Raw genomic sequence first — 18795 nt, forward strand, 5'->3', positions numbered from 1 at the left:
CCCGGGCTGCGCGTCCGGGCGTTACCCGCTGGTGGTCTGGGTCCCCGAGAGGGTGTCCAGCAGCCACTGCTGCACCGACCACGGCGCTTCGCCTTCCGCCGGCGTCACGCGCTGGTAGCGACCGTCCGGCAGCAGGCGCCAGGCCGTGGCGGTATCCCGCAGATAGGCGAACAGCGACTCCTCCGCCACCCGCTCGCGCATGGCCGGATCTGTCACCGGGAACGCGACCTCGACGCGGCGGAAGAAGTTGCGTGGCATCCAGTCGGCGCTGGAGAGGTACAGCTCCGGTTCGCCGTCGTTGCCGAACCAGAACACCCGCGAGTGCTCGAGGAACCGCCCCAGCACCGAGCGCACCTCGATGTTCTCCGACAGCCCTTCCACCCCGGGACGCAGGGCGCAGATCCCGCGCACGATCAGTTCGATGCGCACGCCGGCCTGCGAGGCCTCGTATAGCGCCTCGATGATCGCCGCCTCGTTGAGCGAGTTCATGCGTGCGACGATGCGTGCCGGGCGTCCGGCGCGGGCATGTTCGGCCTCGCGGCGGATCTTCTCCAGCATCGCGTCGTGCAGCCGGAAGGGGGCCTGGATCAGGCGCCGCAGGCGCGAGACCTGGCCCAGCCCGGTCAGTTGCTGGAACACCCGGTGGACGTCCTCGGTGATCACCGGATCGGCGGTCATCAGGCCGTAGTCGGTGTACGCCTTGGCGGTGCCGGAGTGGTAGTTGCCGGTGCCCAGGTGGGCATAGCGGTTGATGCCGTTTTCGTCACGGCGCACCACCAGCGCCAGCTTGGCGTGGGTCTTGTAGCCGACCACGCCATAGGTCACGTGCACGCCTTCGTCCTGCATGCGGTTGGCCAGCTCGATGTTGGCGGCCTCGTCGAAGCGCGCCCGCAGCTCGATCACCACCGTCACTTCCTTGCCGTTGCGCGCGGCCTTGATCAGGGTCTCGACCAGTGGCGAGCGGGTGCCGGTGCGGTACAGGGTCTGCTTGATCGCCAGCACGTCCGGGTCGCTGGCGGCCTGACGCAGGAACTCCACCACCGGCATGAACGACTCGTAGGGGTGGTGCAGCAGCAGGTCGTGTTCGCGCACGCAGTGGAAGATCTGTTCGGCGCCCACGTGCGGGCGCGGCAGCGCGGGCACGAACGGCGGGAACTTGAGATCCGGGCGGTCGACCAGGTCGTGGACCGCCATCAGCCGGTTGAGGTTGACCAGACCGGTGACCTGGTAGAGGGCCTCTTCCGTCAGGTTGAACTGCTGCAGAAGAAAACGGGCGACCTCCTCGGGGCAGTTGTCCGCGACCTCCAGACGCACGGCAGCGCCGTAGTTGCGCTGCGGCAGTTCGCCCTCCAGCGCGTTGAGCAGGTCGTCGATCTCCTCTTCCTGCACGAACAGGTCGGAGTTGCGGGTGAGCCGGAACTGGTAGCAGCCGGTGGCCTGCATGCCGCGGAACAGCTCGCCGACATGGGCGTGCAGGATGGAGGAGAGCAGCACGAAGTCGTTGTCCCCCGAGGCGACCTCCGGCGGCAGACGCACCAGACGCGGGAGCGAACGCGGGGCCTGCACCACCGCGCGGCCGGATTCGCGGCCGAAGGCGTCCTTGCCCTGCAGGGTCACGATGAAGTTGAGGCTCTTGTTGAGGATCCGCGGGAACGGATGGGCCGGGTCCAGGCCGATGGGCGTGAGCACCGGCTGCAGCTGCTCGCGGAAGTAGTCCCGCACCCACGCCTGCTGCTCCGGCGTCCAGTGGGTGCGGCGCACGAAATGGATGCCTTCGGCGGCCAGCGCCGGGATCAGTTCGTCGTTGAGGATCGCGTACTGCTCGTCCACCAGCTGGTGCGCGGCCGGGCTGATGCGGCGCAGCTGTTCCTGCGCGGACAGGCCGTCGGGGCCGGGCGCGCTGACGTTCAGTTCGACCTGCTGCAGTAACGAACCGACGCGGACCTCGAAGAACTCGTCGAGATTGGTCGAGGAGATGCTGAGATAACGCAGGCGTTCCAGCAGAGGAAAGCCGGGCTCCCGCGCGAGTTCCAGTACCCGGCGGTTGAATTCCAGCAGCGAGAGTTCACGGTTGAGAAAACGGTCGTTGGCTTCCAAATCGGTATCCTGCATCGGGGACTGGCACATCCGGAATCCGCCCAGTCCAGCACGGCGATGTTACGTTGCGAAGAAAAGGTATCACGACGCCCGCACCCGCGGCCCGGCAAAGGTCGAGTGGTGTACTCGGGAATTGCATCGCCCGCCCAAGGTGACTATCGTTAGCGGGTTCGGGATCGCCCGTGAAGGGGTGGTCCCCGCGAGACATCACCACGAATAACGAACGAACGCGAAGAAGGAGGTCCCATGACCTACGAACTGCCCGATCTGCCGTACGCGAAGGACGCACTGGAGCCCCACATCTCCGCCGAGACGCTGGAATACCATCACGACAAGCACCACGCGACCTACGTGACCAAGCTCAACGGCCTGCTGCCGGGCTCCGAGTTCGAGAATGCCTCGCTGGAGGACATCATCAAGAAGGCCCCGGCCGGCGGCATCTTCAACAACGGCGCCCAGGTCTGGAACCACACCTTCTACTTCAACTGCATGGGTCCGAATGCGGGTGGCGAGCCCTCCGGCAAGCTGGCGGACGCCATCAACAGCGCCTTCGGTTCGTTCGACGCCTTCAAGGAGAAGTTCAACGAAATGGCGGTCGGCAACTTCGGTTCCGGCTGGACCTGGCTGGTGCAGAACGGCGACGGCTCGCTGGAGATCGTCAATACCTCGAACGCCGCCAACCCGATGCGCGACGGCCAGACCCCGCTGCTGACCTGCGACGTGTGGGAACATGCCTACTACATCGACTACCGCAACGCGCGTCCGAAGTACCTCGAGAACTTCTGGAACGTGGTGAACTGGGACTTCGTCGCCCGGCAGATGCAGTAAGATCGGCGACGAGCCCGGCGGGTTCCCGCAAGAGGGTTCCGCGCCGGGTGTCCGACCCGCATTCCGGAAGCCGGCGGCCACCCGCCGGCTTTCGCGTTTGGAGAACGGAACATGAACGATTTCCTGCAGCAGACCTACAATCGCCTGCCGGTCGCCTTCGAGCGCGGCGAGGGTGCCTGGTTGTGGGACACCGAGGGCCGGCGCTATCTGGATGCGCTGTCGGGGATTGCGGTCTGCGGCCTGGGGCATGCGCATCCGCGGGTGGCCAGTGCGGTCTGTGATCAGGCCTCCACCCTGGTGCACACCTCCAACCTGTACCGGGTCCCGCTGCAGGAGACGCTGGCCCGGCGGCTGTGCTCGCTCGCGGGGATGGATCGCGCGTTCTTCTGCAACTCCGGGGCCGAGGCCAACGAGGCGGCGATCAAGCTGGCGCGGCTGCACGGACGGGCGAAGGGGATCGAGCGCCCGCGCGTGATCGTGATGGACGGGAGCTTCCACGGGCGCACCATGGCGACCCTGTCCGCCACCGGCAATGCGAAGATCCAGGCCGGGTTCGAGCCGCTGGTCGAGGGGTTCGAACATGTGCCCTACGGCGATGCGGACGCGGTGGCGGCACTGGCCGGACAGGAAGACATCGTGGCCATCCTGGTCGAGCCGGTGACCGGCGAGGGCGGCATCCGCATCCCCCCCGACGGCTATCTGCGCCGCCTGCGGGAGATCGCCGATGCCAGCGGCTGGCTGCTGATGCTGGACGAGATCCAGGCCGGCATCGGTCGTACCGGCCAGTGGTTCGCGTTCCAGCATGAAGGCATCACCCCGGACGTGGTGAGCCTGGCCAAGGGGCTGGGCAACGGCATTCCCATCGGGGCGAATCTGGTGGCGGGGGCGGCCCGCGACCTGTTCCGGCCGGGAATGCACGGCACCACCTTCGGCGGCGGTCCGCTGGTGTCGCGCGCGGCGCTGGCGGTGCTGGACGTGATGCAGGAGGAGGCCCTGTGCGAGCAGGCCGAACGCCAGGGGCAGGCACTGCGCCGGCAGTTGCAGGAGCGCCTGGGCCACCGGCCGGAGGTCGTGGAGATCCGCGGCCGCGGCCTGATGCTGGGGATCGAGCTGGATCGGCCGGCCGGCGAGCTGGTGGGACAGGCGCTGGAGGCCGGGCTGATCCTGAACGTGACGGCGGAGCGGGTGATCCGGTTGCTGCCGCCGCTGATCATCGACGACGAACAGGTCACGCAGATCGCGAACGGCGTGGCCGACCGGGTGGATGCGTTTCTGGCATCCGGGGCCACCAGGGAGGCTTCTGCATGAATCCGCGCCATTTTCTTTCGTTTCTCGATCTGTCCGCCGAAGAGACGCGCGCGGTGCTGCACCGCGCGATCGAGCTGAAACGCCAGCTGAAGGCGGGCGAACACCATGACGACCTGCTGCGGGGCAAGACCCTCGGAATGATCTTCGAGAAGTCGTCGACCCGCACCCGCGTGTCCTTCGAGGTGGGCATGCAGCAGCTCGGCGGCAACGCGCTGTTCCTGTCGCCGCGGGATACCCAGCTCGGGCGGGGCGAGCCGATCGAGGACACCGCACGGGTGCTTTCGCGCATGGTGGACTGCGTGATGATCCGCACCTATGAGCACGAGAAGGTGGAGCTGTTCGCGCGGCATTCCTCGGTGCCGGTGATCAACGGGCTGACCGATCTGGAGCATCCGGCGCAGCTGCTGGCGGATCTGCAGACCTTCTTCGAATACCGTGGCGACATCCGCGGCAAGCGCGTGGCGTGGATTGGCGACGGCAACAACATGTGCCACAGCTACATGTATGCCGCGCATCTGCTGGACTTCGAGCTGATGGCGGCCTGCCCCGAAGACTACGAACCGGAATCCTCCGTGCTGGAGGCGACCCGCGATCACGTGACCGTGACCCGTGATGCCGGCGAGGCGGCCGCGGGTGCGGATCTGGTCGTGACCGACGTGTGGGCGAGCATGGGCCAGGAGCAGGAGAAGAGCGCGCGGCGCCAGGCGTTTGCCGGGTTCTTCGTGGATCAGGCCCTGATGGATCGCGCGCAGCCGAATGCCCTGTTCATGCACTGCCTTCCGGCACATCGCGAGGAAGAGGTGGCCACCGACGTGCTGGAGGGCCCGCAGAGCGTGGTGTGGGACGAGGCGGAAAACCGCCTGCATGCGCAGAAGGCATTGATGGAATTCCTGGTGCGCGCGGCGGGCTGACGCATGCAGGAGACGACCGGGGAGGGGGAGCGAACGCCGCCGCCGGGCGCCGGGGGCGGCCCCGGTGACGACCGCGGCGAATCCCCCGCCGGAAGCGCGCTGCGTGCGCGCATCGGTCTGTTTCTCGGGCCGCTGGTCTTCGTGGTCTTTCTGCTGGTCCCGCCGCCGGAGGCCTTCTCCCCGGAGGCCTGGCGGGTCCTGGGCCTGACTCTGTTCATGGCCGTGTGGTGGATCAGCGAGGCGCTGCCCATTCCGGTCACGGCCCTGCTGCCCATCGCCCTGCTGCCACTGACCGGCGTGGTGGCGATGGACGAGGCTACCGCACCCTACGCCAATCCCACCATCTTCCTGTTCATGGGCGGTTTCGCGATCGCCCTGGCGGTGCAGCGCTGGGGCCTGCACCAGCGGCTGGCGCTGGCGATCCTGTCGCGTTCCGGCCGCGGGCTGCACACCCTGGTGGGCGCCTTCATGCTGGCCACCGCGGGTCTGTCGATGTGGGTCAGCAATACCGCCACCGCGGCCCTGATGTTGCCGATCGCCCTGTCGGTGCTGGGGCTGATGGAGCGCGACGGGGGCCAGGGCCTGCAGGGCATGGCGCCGGACAGCCGCAGTCCGGCCCTGGCGCTGCTGCTGGGCATCGCTTTCGCGGCCAACATCGGTGGCATGGCCACCATCATCGGTTCCCCGCCCAATGCGCTGACCGTCGCGTTTCTCAATGACCGCTACGAGCTCGGGATCGGTTTCATCGACTGGATGCTGCTGGGCCTGCCGTTGTCGCTGACCCTGCTGGTCATTGCCTGGTTCCTGCTGACCCGCTGGGTGTTCCCGGTGCATCGCATCCGCCTCAACGGGCTCGACCGCATGCTGCAGGAGCAGGTAGGCGATCTGGGGCCGTGGAGCCATGCGGAGTTGCGCGTGGCGGCGGTGTTCCTGGTGGTGGCGCTGGCCTGGATGTTTCGTCCCCTGCTGGAGGCGTGGCTGCCGCTGGAACTGACGGACGCCGGGATCGCGATCCTCGGGGCGGGGCTGCTGTTCCTGATCCCTTCCGGGGCCTCGGGTCAGCGGCGGCTGCTGTGCTGGGACAACACGCGGGAGCTGCCCTGGGGGGTGCTGCTGCTCGTGGGTGGCGGTCTCAGTCTCGGTTCCGCCATTGAATCCTCGGGCCTGGCGGAACTGACCGCCGAGGCGCTGATGGGCGCGCAGGCGTGGCCGCTGCTGCTGGTGATCGCGGGGGTGGTGCTGGTCACCATGACCCTCAGCCACGTGACCAGCAATACCGCTACCGCCGCCACCCTGCTGCCACTGGTGGCCGCTCTCGCGCTGCGCATGGATGTGCCGGTGGGACTGATGACCCTGCCGGTGGCGTTCGCCGCGTCGGTCGCGTTCATGTTGCCGGTGGCCACGCCGCCCAACGCCATCGTGTTTGCCTCCAATCGCCTGCGCGTGGTGGACATGATCCGCGGCGGGGCCCTGCTGTCGGTGGTCGCCATCGTGCTGGTCAGCCTCGCGGTGTATGCGCTCGCCGAGCCGTTGCTGCTGCGGCACGTGGGCTGAGTGCGTGGGGAGGCGTGTGACCCGCGCGGCTCAAGTCGGGCCGCGGCCGGCCGCTAGCGGGGGCGAGAGACTCGTAGCATGGCGCCCGTAATCCCGGGCGCGAAGAAAGCTTCAAGGGAGAGAGAGATGCTCAGGAATATCCGTATCGGAACGCGCTTGATGGGCGGCGTCACCATCGTTGTGGTGGCGGTCGTGGTGCTCACGCTGGTGGTGGTGATGAACAGCCTCGGCAACATGGCGGACCGCGCGGAGCAACGGGAACTGAACGACCTGAGCGGGCTGCTGATCCGCCAGCTGGAGCAGGAAGCCGAACGGGGCGAATCGATGGCGCGGGCCATCGCCGAGATTCCGGTGATTCAGCAGGCGTTCGCCGAGGGGGATCGTGAGCGCCTGCTGGAACTGACCCAGCCGGGATATGGCCAGCTGCGCGACGAGCATGACGTGCGCCAGTATCACTTCCATACGCCGCCGGCGACCTCTTTCCTGCGTACCCACAGTCCCGACAACTACGGCGACGACCTGTCGGACGTGCGCCAGACGATCCTGGAAGTGAACCGCAATCGGCAGCCGATTACCGGGCTGGAAGAGGGCCCGTTCGGCATCGGGATCCGCGGGATGGTGCCGGTGTCCTACCAGAACGAGCACATCGGCTCGCTGGAATTCGGCATGGCCTTCGATGACGCATTCTTCGAGTCCTTCACCGAAGAAACCGGATCACCCGTGGCGGTACACCTCGATCGTGATGGCGGTTTCGAGGTCTTTGCCGGCACCATCAATGGCGAGTCGACCTTCAGTCGGGAGGAGATGCGGCGCATCCTCGACGGCGAGGAGATGATCCGCAACGTTCGCCACGACGGCCGCCCGATGGCCGTGGTCGGGCGCGCGGTGGAGGATTTCTCCGGCGAGCCGGTGGGCGTGCTGGAGCTGATGGTCGATCGCAGCGAATACGTGGCGATGGCCCGCAATGCCACCACCACCGTGGTGGCGGTGGGCGTGGTCGCCATTGGTCTCGGCCTGCTGCTGGCCTGGCTGCTGTCGCGCAGCATCGTGCGGCCGCTGCGCCAGACCGTCACGCGCCTGGACGACATCGCGTCCGGCGATGGTGACCTGACGCGCCGGCTGGAGGCCGACGGCAACAATGAGCTGGGGGATCTGGCGGCGGCGTTCAACCGCTTCGTGGGCAAGATCCAGGACCTGGTCAAGGAAGTCGCCGCCGGTGGCGACCAGGTGGCGGCCGCGGCCAACGAGCTGTCCGCGACCAGCGAACAGACCAACGGTCAGGTCACGCGGCAGAAGGACGAGGTCGACCAGGTGGCCACCGCGATGAACGAGATGACCGCGACGGTGGCCGAGGTCGCGCGCAACGCCTCCGACGCGGCCACGGCGGCCCAGACCACCGACCAGGATGCCAACGCCGGGCGCGAGCTCGTGCAGCAGACGGTGCAGTCGATCAACCATCTGACCTCGCAGGTGGACAACACCGCCGAAGTGATCGAGCGGCTGTCGACCGACGCCGAGCAGATCAACAAGGTGCTGGAGGTGATCGGGGACATCGCCGATCAGACCAATCTGCTGGCGCTTAACGCGGCGATCGAGGCGGCCCGGGCCGGTGAGCAGGGGCGCGGCTTCGCGGTGGTGGCCGACGAGGTGCGGACCCTGGCGAGCCGGACCCAGGATTCGACTCACGAGATCCAGGGTATGATCGAACGCGTCCAGAACGGCACGCGCGAGGCGGTTCAGGCGATGGAAGAAGGCAAGAACCGGGCGCATTCCAGCCGCGAGAAGGTGAACGAGGCGGGCGAGTCGCTGGAGTCGATCACGCAGTCGGTGACCACCATCTCGGAGATGAATACGCAGATCGCCAGCGCGGCCGAGGAACAGTCCTCGGTGGCCGAGGAGATCAACCGCAACATCTCCAACATCACCCAGGTGCTGGACGAGACGGCCAGTGGCTCGCGCGAGATCGCGAATGCCTCGGAGGAGCTGTCGAAACTGGCTTCCGAACAGCAGCAGCGGGTTGGACACTTCCGGGTCTGATCCGGTCTCGAGGGGGTGGCCACGTGCCGCCCCCTGTCATTTGCGGGTTCAGGAGCCCTCGGTATTGCGGTCGGCTCCGGCCCGGTCCGGATCAAAGCGCGACTCGAGGTAGTCGATGATCGCGCCCGACTCGTACAGCCAGCGCACGCTGCCGCCTCCTTCCTCGATCCGCAGGCAGGGGACCTGCAGCTTGCCGCCTTCCGTCTGCAGGGTCTCGCGGTGTTCGCCGGCCGGCTGGGCATTGCGCAGTTCGATGTCCAGCGACAGGCGCTGCATGGCACGGCGCGCCTTGATACAGAACGGACAGGCGGGGAAGTGGTAGAGCGCGAGGGCGCGGGTCTGTTCGTCCACCCGTGCCTGTTCTTCGGGATCACGCTGGATTCCGCGCGGGCGGGTCACCTTCTCGCCCACGAGCATGAAGGGCGTGAGAACCAGGCGCACGCCGCGGAAAAAGAGTCGGATCAGGGGTCGCATCCGCCAAGGATGCCACAGCTCCGGTGCGCGACCAATCGCGGCGCTGTCCGGTCCGTGTTCTGTGTCAGCCGACCAGCTCGAAGCGCTCGTTCCCGGAGAGGACGATCATGTCGCCGTTGTTGCGGGTGGCCAGCTGTTCGCGAATGGTCTGCTCGTAGCCGGGTTTGAGGTGTGTGATCGCGATTCTCGGCCGATGCCGCAGGTGGTCGAGGTCGCGTACCAGCTGCAACGGGGTGTAGTGGCGGGTGGCGCCGGCGAGGTGATCCATCTCGTCCGGCAGCCCGGTCTCGATCATCAGCAGGTCGAGGCGGGGCAGCTCATTGAGGGTCTGCCACAGGTGCCGGGTCGAGGTGGTATCCCCGCTGAAGGCGAAGGCCCCGATGTCGGGGCGGCTGACCGAATAGCCCACCGCCGGAACGGTGTGTCTCGCGGGGAGGGCGGTGATCCAGCGTCCGTCGAGGTCGATCTGTTCGCCGGGTTCGAGAGCGCGAAAACGCAGCGCGGGATGCTCCGGGGTTGGAAGGGCGGTGAAATCCGGCCAGATCACCCAGTTGAAGATGTGGCGCTGAAGCGCTTCCAGGGTGTCGGGCAGCGCGTGAACGGTTACCGGCGGGGCGTCCACCCGGAACACGGTGTCGATCAGGAAAGGCAGGAACGCCACGTGGTCCAGATGCGAGTGTGTCAGGAAGACGTGCCGGATGGCCTGGAGCTCCGGGAGTTCCAGGTCGCCCACGCCGCTGCCGGCGTCGATCAGGATGTCCCGGTCGATCAGAATGGAGGTCGTTCGGCGACCCGGCCCGATGCCGCCGCTGGCTCCCAGGATACGCACGGAGAGACTCGTTCCGGACTCCGGCGAAGAGGTATGGGGCCAGTCATCAATGTGAGGATGCGCGCTCATGAGCTGTGGCAAATGACTCGATCAGAAAGCTCATTCTAGGCGGCTGCCTGTCATGCCGCACGCGAAACGGCGCACGGATTGTGGCACCCGTTACCGAAATGCGACCCGTTCCCGGGAACAACCGGATGGCCGCCGGGGTTCCCGTGGCCTTGGGTCCCTGCTAGAATGCACAGCATCTCGAGGGGCGGTAGCTCAGCTGGGAGAGCGTCGCGTTCGCAACGCGAAGGTCGGGAGTTCGATCCTCCTCCGCTCCACCAAACACCCCAGAAAATCAGGAAGTTATAGGGCAAAAAACGCCATATATACCATCCTGTTTGCCATTCTTAGGAACGGTAGGCCCCGCCGGTAAATTACTGGCGGGGCTTTTTTGTGCGCCCGTCGGATGCGCCCCCATTGGACGCCGGGCCGCGACGCGATGTCCGGCGCGAGTCGAAGTGGAGAACGCCCAGACGAATCCCGAGGGGGCATTCCGGTTCAGGCAGCGGCTTCCCGGGCCATCGCGCCGAGGCGCGCCAGTGCACGTTCGAGGCGCGCGCCCCAGGGCTGAGCGCAGTTCAGGCGCAGGTGATGACGGTACTTGCCGGTCGGCGAGAAGAGCGGGCCGGGTGCGATGCTGATCCCCTCGCCCAGGGCCCGGCGATACAGGGCCAGCGCATCGACGGCCTCCGGGAGCTCCAGCCAGAGAACGAAGCCGCCGGCCGGTCGCGTCTGGCGTGTCCCGGACGGGAAATGACGAGCTACCGCCCGGCTCACGCGATCCACCGCGCGGGCGTAATCACCGCGCACTCGGCGCAGATAGCGGTCGTAGCCACCGCGGTCCAGGAAGTCGGTCACCGCCAGTCCCGGCCAGGCGGGCGTGGAGGAACTGCCGGAATACTTCAGATACTCCACTCTGTCGCGGAAGCGTCCGGGCACGGCCCAGCCGACCCGCAACCCCGGCGACAATGTCTTGGAGAAGGAACCGCAGTAGAGCACCCCGCCCCGGGTCTCGAACGCCCGGGCCGCCCACGGCCGCGGCCCCTCGAAGGCCAGATCCCCGTAAACGTCATCCTCGATCAGCGGCACCCCACGATCCTCCAGCAGCTCCACCAGGGCACGCTTGCGCTCGTCGCCAGCGCAGTGCCCCAGCGGATTGCCGAAGTTGGGCATGAGCAATGCCGCCTTCACCGGCCACTGGTCCAGCGCCAGCGCCAGGGCCTCCGGCACAATGCCTTCGTCCGGATCGGTGGGAATCTCCAGTGCCCGCAGCCCCAGCGCCTCGATCGCCTGCAGCAGGCCGTAGAACGTGGGTGACTCGATCGCCACCACGTCGCCGGGTTCGGTGACCGCGCGCAACGAAAGCGCCAGCGCCTCCTGGGCACCGTTGGTCACCACCACCTCCTCCGGGGTAATCTGGCAGCCGGCATCCGCCATGCGCCGCGCGATCTGCTGCCGCAGCTCGTACGGCCCGGGCGGAAATGCGTAATCCAGCTCCCGGCCACCCCAGCGCGCCGGCACTCCGGCGAACGCGCGCCGCAGGCCACGTGCCGGGAGAAAACCCGCGTGCGGAACCGCCGCACCGAGCTGGATCACATCGGGATCGCCGGCCGCCTGCACCACCCGCAGCACCAGTGCCTGACTGGTCACCGCTACCGGCTCGTTCGCCGGCCTGGAAGGTGCCGGCCGCTCCGGCGGCCGCCACGGATGACGGCGCACGTAATATCCCGAACGCGGGCGGGCCTCGATCAGCCCGCGATCCTCCAGCAGGTGCTCGGCGGCCACCACCGTGGAAATGCTCACCCCGAACTGGGCTGCCAGCTTGCGTACCCCGGGCAGCCGGTCACCGGGCCCGTGCACGCGGGCCTCGATCGCTTCCTCCAGCGCTCTGGCTACCGCCTCGTAGCGATGCGCCGCCGGCCTTTCCGTCACAGTTGCCTCCGGAACCCATCGGTACAGTTCTCATATAGCCCAAACTGTACCGGTTCATTGCACACCCTACTACATCTGCAATGATCCGCGGCTCCGGCGTAGGCTTTGTCGGTGTCAGCGGCGAGCTGCCGCGCAACCAAGGAGCACTGCATGAGCATTCAGAACCTCGACACCGGCAATCAGTACGGTCAGTACACCCCTGACTTTGTCGACTACTGGGACGACCTGGTCGGCTGGGAAGGCCGCACCGAATCCGAAGGTGGTTTCTACGAGCGGCTGGTGAAAAACGCCGGCGGCCGCGAAGTCGCCGACGTCGCCTGCGGCACCGGCTTCAACGCGATCAACCTGGCCCGTTCCGGCCTGGTGGTCACCGCCACCGACGGCTCCGAGAACATGCTGGCCAAGACCCGCGAAAACGCGCAGCGACTCGGTGTCACGCTGGCTCACACCCAGGTGGCCGACTGGGTTCAGCTCGACCGCCAGCTGGGCGAAGAGCGTTTCGACGCGCTGGTGTGCCTGGGCAACTCGTTTACCCACCTGTTCGAGCACGAAGCCCGGCGCGACGCCATGCATGCCTTCTTCCGGGCGCTGCGCCCCGGCGGCATGATCATCCTGGACCACCGCAATTACGATTCCATGCTGGACAACGGTTACAACTCGAAGCACCAGCACTACTACACCGGCAAGGGCGTGGAGGCCTATCCGGCGGAACTCAACCGCCACCTCGCCCGGTTCGAGTACAAGTTCCCGGACGGGGCGCACTTCCAGCTCAACATGTACCCCCTGCGCCAGGACTACGTCTCCCACCTGCTGGAAGATGCCGGCTTCATCAACGTGAACCGTTACGGTGATTTCGCCACCCCCTACGAGCGTGACGAGGTCGATTTCATTCAGCAGGTCGCCTACCGCCCTCGCACCTGAGGAACTCCCGGAGGTCCGCCCCCCGCCGCCCACACAGGTCCGCACCAGTGGTGGGCGGGCCTGCCCCCTGCTGCGTGCGGTCCCCCGCCAACGCCTTGCGAACAACCACTCCAGCACCTCGAGTGGAGCCCGGTAGCCGAGCCGCTTCGTCACCCCTGGACAACGCCATCGCGGAGAGGACATCGCGATCCTGGCCAACCGGCACCGGGTCTGCCAAACGGCTCAACAGGCTAACCCCGCCCGCTGGTCCCGCCACACCCGGGACTGGACACCGATCGATCACGTCTGGCTCAACCCACCGAAGGAGCATGCCGAAATCCAAGCTCCGGCGGGTTCTCACGCCGCATGAAAAAGCGGACAACTATGTTGACAAACACCGCCGACATCAAGAAGAAGGGCGCGGGTGTGCTGCGCGACAAGCCCAGCATCCACTGGAAGAAGGATCGCGGCAAGGATGTCGAGTCGGCCCCCTGGTTCGACACCTTTGGCGGCGAGCGGATCAACGATCACCACCTGACCCTGGTCGAGAAGCGGGCGGCGCGTGGTGTGTAATGCCCGAGGATGGGGGCTGTCGCGGGGGTGCCCGTTCCTGCCTCGGTGACCCGGAACGAAGTTAACAGGATGTCCGGACGCTAACAAAACAAATGTTAGCGTTAGAAAATTGTGTTAGCGTTGCCCGACGATGACACTAGGAAAGGCATTTGCGCGGTACTTCGAGCAGGAGACGGGGCTGCCCGTGACCTGGGGGCGGGCTTTGCCTGCCAATTTGCCCACGTACCTGCGCCAACTGTTCGAGCTGCACGAATGCACGGTCGACGGCGAGCGCGCGGTGGTCCTGCTGCTGCGCGACGAGAGTCGTGTTCGCGGCACCCGCGCCTTTGTCGCGCAGATCGAGAAGGCCATGGAATTGGCAGGCGAGGCAGACTCGGCGTACTGCCTGGTGGCCGATGCATTGCCCAGCTATCTGCGACGGCGGCTGGTGGGTGTGCGGGTGCCCTTCGTGGTGGTCGGCGAGCAGATCTACTGGCCGCGCCTGGGCTATCTGATGACCAACCAGCGCTCTCAGCGGCGGGGCGCGGCACCCACCGAGCGGCTGAGCCCGGCTACGCAGGCGGTCTTCGTGGCCATGTTGCTCGGCCAGATCGGCATGCCTGCCAGCGCGACTGCGATGGCTGAGCCACTGGGCTATACCGCCATGAGTATGAGCCGTGCAATCAAGGAGCTGGAAGGCAATGGGCTGGTGCGCACCGAGCTCCATGGGCGGGAGCGCGTTGTTCAGCTCGCCGAGCCGCCGAAGGATCTATGGCAGAAGGCGCAACCCTGGTTGCGCAGCCCGGTACGCGAGACGGTGCGGGTGATGGCGACGGATATTGCGGAATGGTCGTTGCCGCGTGCGGGCGAGTCGGCGCTGGCCGAGTACTCCCTGCTGGGACCGCCCGCTGAGCCGGTCTATGCCCTGGCCAGCCGCGCCTGGCGGCGGCTTGGGCAGGGCCTTGAGCTGATTCCCGTGCAGGACGACGGCACTTGCCTGGTGGAGCTATGGCGCTATCCGCCGGAAGCCAGCGCGCGCGATGGATGTGTGGACCCGCTCTCGCTGGATCTGAGCCTGCGTGACCGCACCGACGAGCGTGTGGAGCAGGCGGTCGAGGAAATGCTGGAAGCCTTGCCATGGTGAGAGGGCTGGAATGGTTCGCCAAGCGCTTTGCCGGCTTCGAAGATTGCTACGTGCTGATCGGCGGGGCAGCGGCTTATCTGGTGCAGGAGGAAGCCGGCCTGGAGCGCCGCGCATGTTCTATCGCTTCAGCAAGCCGAGCGATCCGCATTTCCCGACGATGCTCGAATTTTTCGCCCGCTATAACCCGGATGTGGAGAGCGCGCCGCATTGCATCCTCTGGGCTTGAATCAGGTGACAACTACGTTGACCGATAGGGGGCGAAACCGACTAATACCTCTGGACCGCCGAGGACCACGACGCGGACGTCCTCTACAATCCAGGAGAGATCTCACAATCCCCCGCCAGTGGGGCCGGTTCTCCCGTTGACGTCGCTTCACTGCCACGAGTGTTGCGCGGCACCTTGCCCTCAGACTCCAGGAGAGATGCGATGTACCAGTTTTACGCGCGAGCGATACTGATCGGCGTCGGCCTCTGCACCTCCGGGGCCACCCTCGCGGAGACATCGGCGTCTCCGATATCGACGGTTCAAGAGGTTGAGGCTGGGGATCTTTTCCCTCTGGTTCCCGGAAAAAGCACGTTCAGGGTGGTTGACGGAGACGGAGAGGGTCGGCAAGTGGTGCAGGAACTGATTCCCGCAGAAGGTGAAGGCCGCTGGGAAGTTCGGTTTGGTGACTACAACATTCTCCATCTTTCCGAGCTTTGGGATGGCAGCGTGGTGCTGACCGGTCTGGACGTGCTGACGCAAGGCCAGACCGTGCTGTACGAGCCACCCGTGGTGCTGCTACCCAGCAGGATAGTGCCCGATCGGACATGGAGCGCCTCTGGCAGGGCCACCGTCGTGAATAGAGAGACGCAAGAGGTTGAACACACGGGTGAGTATCAGCACCGAGTCATGCCCATCACTCTAGAGCGGTATGCGACTCCGGCGGGTGATTACGAAGGCTTCCTGGTGCCGATCGAGCAGAGCATCGATCTTGATGCTCCGGCGGCGATCCGGTTTTGGCTCGATCTTGGCTTCTCCCCCGGCCAAGGACTGGTGAAACGGTCGATGAAGTTCGTCGTCGACAAACCCCTGTGGTTCGGCTCGACCACACGCCGCACAGCAGATCTCGTCCGTTAGGTGCCCTATCGGTCAACGTAGTTGGCGCTTTTGAGCCCCACCCTGGGGCTGCCCGCGCGGGGTAGCGGCATCGCGGGTTCGGTGTGCGGTATCGAACAGACGGTGAACGCGCATGGGTCCAATATGTCTTAAAAGGCAATGGCTATTGTGACCGGTATCGGGGCGATGGCTCTGTGTCAGAAACCGGCACGCCGGCGATGGGTTGCGAACCCGTAGGTTGGAGGTCGAGCCTATTACGGAGTCCATACATGGATCCAGAAGTACTGCACCAGGAAACAACCGGTGATCCCCGAGCGTTACAGCGGGCACTGTCCGCTTATCGTGCGCCGCGCCTCGCCCGTAGCGTCTTCGAACTGCTCGTTACGGTGATCCCGTTCGGCCTTTTCTGGTTTTTGACCTGGGCAAGCGTGAGCGCTGGCTACTGGCTCGGTCTGCTGCTGGTGATACCCGCCGCTGGATTTCTCGTGCGGCTGTTCATGATCCAGCATGACTGCGGCCACGGCTCCTTCTTTCCGTCCCGGCGCGCCAACGACTGGGTGGGACGGGCCCTGGGAGTGTTGACGCTCACGCCCTACGACCTCTGGCGCCACACCCACGCCCTCCATCACGCGCACTCGGGCAACCTGGATCGCGCTGACGAGGGGGGCATCGACACCTTGAGTGTGCGCGAATACCAGGCCCTGCCGCGGGCGCAGCGGCTGCGTTACCGGCTGTACCGCCACCCGCTGATCCTGTTCGGCCTGGGTCCGGTCTACCTGTTCATGTTGCGGAACCGCGTACCCGTCGGGTTCATGCGCGCGGGATGGATGCCGTGGCTGAGCACCATGGGTACGAATGCGGCCATCGTGCTGGTCGTCATTGCGATGATGTCGCTGGTGGGGGTGGGAACCTTTCTTCTGGTGCACCTGCCGATCGCGATTCTGGCTTCTTCCATCGGCGTCTGGCTGTTCTATGTGCAGCACCAGTTCGAGAATACTTGCTGGGCGCACGACGAGGAGTGGTCCTTCCGCGAAGCCGCGCTCTATGGGAGCTCCTACTATGATCTGCCGGCTCCGTTGCGCTGGATGACCGCGAATATCGGGGTACACCACGTCCATCATCTCGCCAGCCGCATCCCGTTCTACCGGTTGCCCGAGGTGCTGAAGGATTTCCCGCAGCTTCGCGAGATTAGTCGTCTCACGCTGCGGCAAAGTCTCCACTGCGCACGACTCGCCCTGTGGGACGAGGAGCGCCGGCGTCTGGTCCCCTTCGAGCACGCGAACGCGGAGACGCCTCCGGTCCGCGCGTGAGCGCGAAGAGCGAGTTCTCCGGCAGGGAATAGGTCGCCCGCGCTCGACTTGTCAGTCAGGCGCGGAAGATAGGCGTGCAAGCGCGATACAGGCAAATCCTGCGTGCGTGGCTCGGGCTGCACCCCTGTCTGGCAGATGGCTCGTTCGATGAGGTATTCGCGAGGCTTGATCACAAGGCGGCCACGGAAGCTCTGGAGCCTAAAGCGAAACCTGATTAGCACGGATGCTCCGCAGGCTTACTCTGTGAGCCACCACCGGGCGTAGTCTGGACCTGCGCCCAGAACGGAGCGCAGCAGCATGGCCCAGAATCGGAATCAGTTTCAGGCAGGAATGTCGATGCCCGAGTTCATCGCCCAGTACGGCACCGAGGCACAATGCGCAGCGGCGCTGGAGAAGACCCGTCCGACGGTCTGGCCCGCTTCAACGCGGTCACCATGGCCGACTGCGCGCACCAGCCCACCGTGGTCGGCGGCCGCAAGCCGAAGGACCTGCCGGAGTTTCAGTGGATCAACACCGTGCTCGGCAATCTGAAGACCAGTCTGAGCGGGACCTACCACGCCTTTGCCTCCTCCAATAATGCGGCCCGCTACCTGGCTGCGTTCGCATACCGGTTCAACCGACGCTTCGACCCGGCCACGTTGCCGCAGCGCTTGCTGATTGCTGTGGTGCACTGCGGTCGGCGGCCGGAACGCGAATTACGGTTTGGGGAGCATTCGTGCTAATGAGGTGTTGGATTGTATTCCATCCTGCGAGGTCGACCATGCTGAGCCGTCTCTACAATCTCTGGGCAACCCTGCGGACCGGCTTTTGGTTTGTGCCCACGCTCATGGCTGTCGGCGCGGTCGGGCTGGCTGTCATAGCCCTTAACCTTGATGCCGGCCTGCCGGAGGAGGAGGCCCGAAAGTTTTGGCTCCACAGCGGCGGGCCGGAGGACGCCCGCAATTTGCTGTCGACCGTCTTTTCCTCAATGGTCACGATGGCGACACTCGTAATATCGATCACCATGGTGGTGTTGACGCTAGCCGCCAGTCAACTTGGACCACGACTGGTAGGCAACTTCATGGGCGATCTCCGCACACAGATCGTGTTCGGCACCTTCCTCATGACCATCATTTATTGCCTGCTAGTGCTTCGCACCCTCGACAGCGAATTCGACATTTCCGCGGTGCCGCACATTGCGATCACGATCGGCACTGCGCTCGCCCTCATCAACCTGTTCGCGCTGCTGTTTTTTATCCACATTTTAGCTCGGTCGATCATTTCCGATACAGCGATCCGACGTGTCAACAGAGATCTCCGCGATTCGATTTCACGCCTTCTGCCGGCGAAGGACGAAGGTCAACCGCCCGTTGAGCGGCCGAAGGCGGATGACGTGCTGCCGGCCGACTTCGATGAACATGCGGCTTCTTTGTGGCTATCCGAAGAAGGCTATGTGTCGGGTCCCGGCTGTTTGTATACATGTTTACGAAATAAATCGGGGCGTTCCTGTTGCCAGGCCTTGAGTGTCTCAACCGGCGTTCGATGCCCCAGCGCTTTCTGCCCGATCTGATGGTTGTAAAGGCGCTGGTAGTCCTGGAGGGTGTCCTTCAGATGTTCTCCCGAGCCGAAGCGCCGGGTCCGCAGCAAGTCGGCGATGCGGCCGTTGAAGCGCTCCACCATTCCGTTGGTCTGCGGCCGTTTCGGCCGGATCAGACGATGCTCGATCCCGTGGTCGGCGCACAGCCGGTCGAACGGGTGGCGTCCGGTGGGCTTGCGCTCCCCGGTGGCCGCAAAGC

General features: G+C 65.7%; 15 protein-coding genes, 1 tRNA gene and 4 pseudogenes. 15 read left to right on the forward strand and 5 right to left on the reverse strand.

Annotated elements, in window-relative coordinates:
- Positions 1-21: 21 nt before the first annotated feature.
- Entirely contained in the window at positions 22-2112 is a 2091-nt protein-coding gene (ppk1, locus tag G020_RS0108935; RefSeq protein WP_024329359.1) for a polyphosphate kinase 1, read from the reverse strand.
- A gap of 231 nt (positions 2113-2343) precedes the next feature.
- Between ppk1 and G020_RS0108940 the strand changes: the two genes are divergently transcribed.
- The 5 genes from G020_RS0108940 (at position 2344) to G020_RS0108960 (ending at position 8735) form a co-directional block, all read left to right on the forward strand.
- Complete coding sequence (locus tag G020_RS0108940) at positions 2344-2925, forward strand: superoxide dismutase (protein ID WP_024329360.1); 582 nt, start codon at positions 2344-2346, stop codon at positions 2923-2925.
- Between the two features lie 111 nt (positions 2926-3036).
- The gene (locus G020_RS0108945) at positions 3037-4233 is read left to right on the forward strand and encodes an acetylornithine transaminase (protein WP_024329361.1); all 1197 of its coding nucleotides are present in this window, start codon (positions 3037-3039) and stop codon (positions 4231-4233) included.
- Complete coding sequence (gene argF / locus G020_RS0108950; protein WP_024329362.1) at positions 4230-5144, forward strand: ornithine carbamoyltransferase; 915 nt, start codon at positions 4230-4232, stop codon at positions 5142-5144. The genes G020_RS0108945 and argF overlap by 4 nt, the downstream gene beginning before the upstream one ends.
- A gap of 3 nt (positions 5145-5147) precedes the next feature.
- Complete coding sequence (locus G020_RS0108955) at positions 5148-6698, forward strand: SLC13 family permease (RefSeq protein ID WP_024329363.1); 1551 nt, start codon at positions 5148-5150, stop codon at positions 6696-6698.
- 126 nt (positions 6699-6824) lie between these two features.
- Positions 6825-8735 (forward strand): methyl-accepting chemotaxis protein, encoded by a 1911-nt coding sequence (locus tag G020_RS0108960; protein WP_024329364.1) that lies wholly within the window; start codon positions 6825-6827, stop codon positions 8733-8735.
- Between the two features lie 48 nt (positions 8736-8783).
- Here G020_RS0108960 and G020_RS0108965 read toward each other — a convergent pair whose 3' ends face one another.
- Complete coding sequence (locus G020_RS0108965) at positions 8784-9209, reverse strand: glutathione S-transferase N-terminal domain-containing protein (protein WP_018945620.1); 426 nt, start codon at positions 9207-9209, stop codon at positions 8784-8786.
- A 64-nt stretch (positions 9210-9273) separates the two neighbouring features.
- Positions 9274-10107: an MBL fold metallo-hydrolase gene (locus G020_RS0108970; protein ID WP_051073598.1), complete on the reverse strand. Its 834-nt coding sequence runs from the start codon at positions 10105-10107 to the stop codon at positions 9274-9276.
- A gap of 181 nt (positions 10108-10288) precedes the next feature.
- On the opposite strand from G020_RS0108970, the gene G020_RS0108975 reads away from it, so the two are divergent.
- A tRNA-Ala gene (locus tag G020_RS0108975) sits at positions 10289-10364 on the forward strand.
- Between the two features lie 217 nt (positions 10365-10581).
- Here G020_RS0108975 and G020_RS0108980 read toward each other — a convergent pair.
- On the reverse strand, positions 10582-12015 hold the full coding sequence (locus G020_RS0108980) for a PLP-dependent aminotransferase family protein (RefSeq protein WP_024329365.1): 1434 nt from the start codon (positions 12013-12015) through the stop codon (positions 10582-10584).
- Positions 12016-12165: 150 nt separating this feature from the next.
- Between G020_RS0108980 and G020_RS0108985 the strand changes: the two genes are divergently transcribed.
- From G020_RS0108985 to G020_RS0109020, 9 genes and pseudogenes are all read left to right on the forward strand, one after another.
- Positions 12166-12936: a bifunctional 2-polyprenyl-6-hydroxyphenol methylase/3-demethylubiquinol 3-O-methyltransferase UbiG gene (locus tag G020_RS0108985; protein ID WP_024329366.1), complete on the forward strand. Its 771-nt coding sequence runs from the start codon at positions 12166-12168 to the stop codon at positions 12934-12936.
- A 142-nt stretch (positions 12937-13078) separates the two neighbouring features.
- Positions 13079-13285: pseudogene (locus G020_RS15515) on the forward strand (IS3 family transposase); the annotation flags it as partial.
- 14 nt (positions 13286-13299) lie between these two features.
- A complete protein-coding gene (locus G020_RS0108990) occupies positions 13300-13488 on the forward strand; it encodes a hypothetical protein (protein WP_024329367.1) in 189 nt (62 codons plus the stop codon).
- Between the two features lie 184 nt (positions 13489-13672).
- Positions 13673-14611, forward strand: a complete 939-nt coding sequence (locus tag G020_RS0108995) for a hypothetical protein (protein ID WP_231363056.1) — start codon at positions 13673-13675, stop codon at positions 14609-14611.
- A 427-nt stretch (positions 14612-15038) separates the two neighbouring features.
- Positions 15039-15731: a hypothetical protein gene (locus tag G020_RS0109005; RefSeq protein ID WP_024329369.1), complete on the forward strand. Its 693-nt coding sequence runs from the start codon at positions 15039-15041 to the stop codon at positions 15729-15731.
- Positions 15732-15979: 248 nt separating this feature from the next.
- The gene (locus G020_RS0109010; protein ID WP_024329370.1) at positions 15980-17020 is read left to right on the forward strand and encodes a fatty acid desaturase; all 1041 of its coding nucleotides are present in this window, start codon (positions 15980-15982) and stop codon (positions 17018-17020) included.
- 297 nt (positions 17021-17317) lie between these two features.
- Positions 17318-17455 (forward strand): annotated as a pseudogene (locus tag G020_RS15625) (IS1595 family transposase); the annotation flags it as partial.
- Positions 17422-17742: pseudogene (locus G020_RS0109015) on the forward strand (transposase); the annotation flags it as partial. The pseudogenes G020_RS15625 and G020_RS0109015, both read left to right, overlap by 34 nt.
- A 104-nt stretch (positions 17743-17846) precedes the next feature.
- A pseudogene (locus tag G020_RS0109020) lies at positions 17847-18395 on the forward strand (DUF2254 family protein); the annotation flags it as partial.
- Positions 18396-18448: 53 nt separating this feature from the next.
- Here G020_RS0109020 and G020_RS14965 read toward each other — a convergent pair.
- Positions 18449-18795: integrase core domain-containing protein (locus tag G020_RS14965; RefSeq protein WP_156002723.1), on the reverse strand; the 347-nt coding region annotated here is incomplete at its 5' end.

It is taken from the genome of Thioalkalivibrio sp. ALR17-21 (assembly GCF_000420185.1).
Lineage (GTDB): Bacteria > Pseudomonadota > Gammaproteobacteria > Ectothiorhodospirales > Ectothiorhodospiraceae > Thioalkalivibrio > Thioalkalivibrio halophilus.

Coding starts and splice junctions, on each gene's coding strand:
- G020_RS0108970 (WP_051073598.1), bottom strand. CDS start 10,107: ATGAGCGCGCATCCTCACATTGATGACTGGCCCCATACCTCTTCGCCG.
- G020_RS0108965 (WP_018945620.1), bottom strand. CDS start 9,209: ATGCGACCCCTGATCCGACTCTTTTTCCGCGGCGTGCGCCTGGTTCTC.
- G020_RS0108985 (WP_024329366.1), top strand. CDS start 12,166: ATGAGCATTCAGAACCTCGACACCGGCAATCAGTACGGTCAGTACACC.
- G020_RS0109010 (WP_024329370.1), top strand. CDS start 15,980: ATGGATCCAGAAGTACTGCACCAGGAAACAACCGGTGATCCCCGAGCG.
- G020_RS0108955 (WP_024329363.1), top strand. CDS start 5,148: ATGCAGGAGACGACCGGGGAGGGGGAGCGAACGCCGCCGCCGGGCGCC.
- G020_RS0108945 (WP_024329361.1), top strand. CDS start 3,037: ATGAACGATTTCCTGCAGCAGACCTACAATCGCCTGCCGGTCGCCTTC.
- G020_RS0109005 (WP_024329369.1), top strand. CDS start 15,039: ATGTACCAGTTTTACGCGCGAGCGATACTGATCGGCGTCGGCCTCTGC.
- ppk1 (WP_024329359.1), bottom strand. CDS start 2,112: ATGCAGGATACCGATTTGGAAGCCAACGACCGTTTTCTCAACCGTGAA.
- G020_RS0108940 (WP_024329360.1), top strand. CDS start 2,344: ATGACCTACGAACTGCCCGATCTGCCGTACGCGAAGGACGCACTGGAG.
- argF (WP_024329362.1), top strand. CDS start 4,230: ATGAATCCGCGCCATTTTCTTTCGTTTCTCGATCTGTCCGCCGAAGAG.
- G020_RS0108990 (WP_024329367.1), top strand. CDS start 13,300: ATGTTGACAAACACCGCCGACATCAAGAAGAAGGGCGCGGGTGTGCTG.
- G020_RS0108960 (WP_024329364.1), top strand. CDS start 6,825: ATGCTCAGGAATATCCGTATCGGAACGCGCTTGATGGGCGGCGTCACC.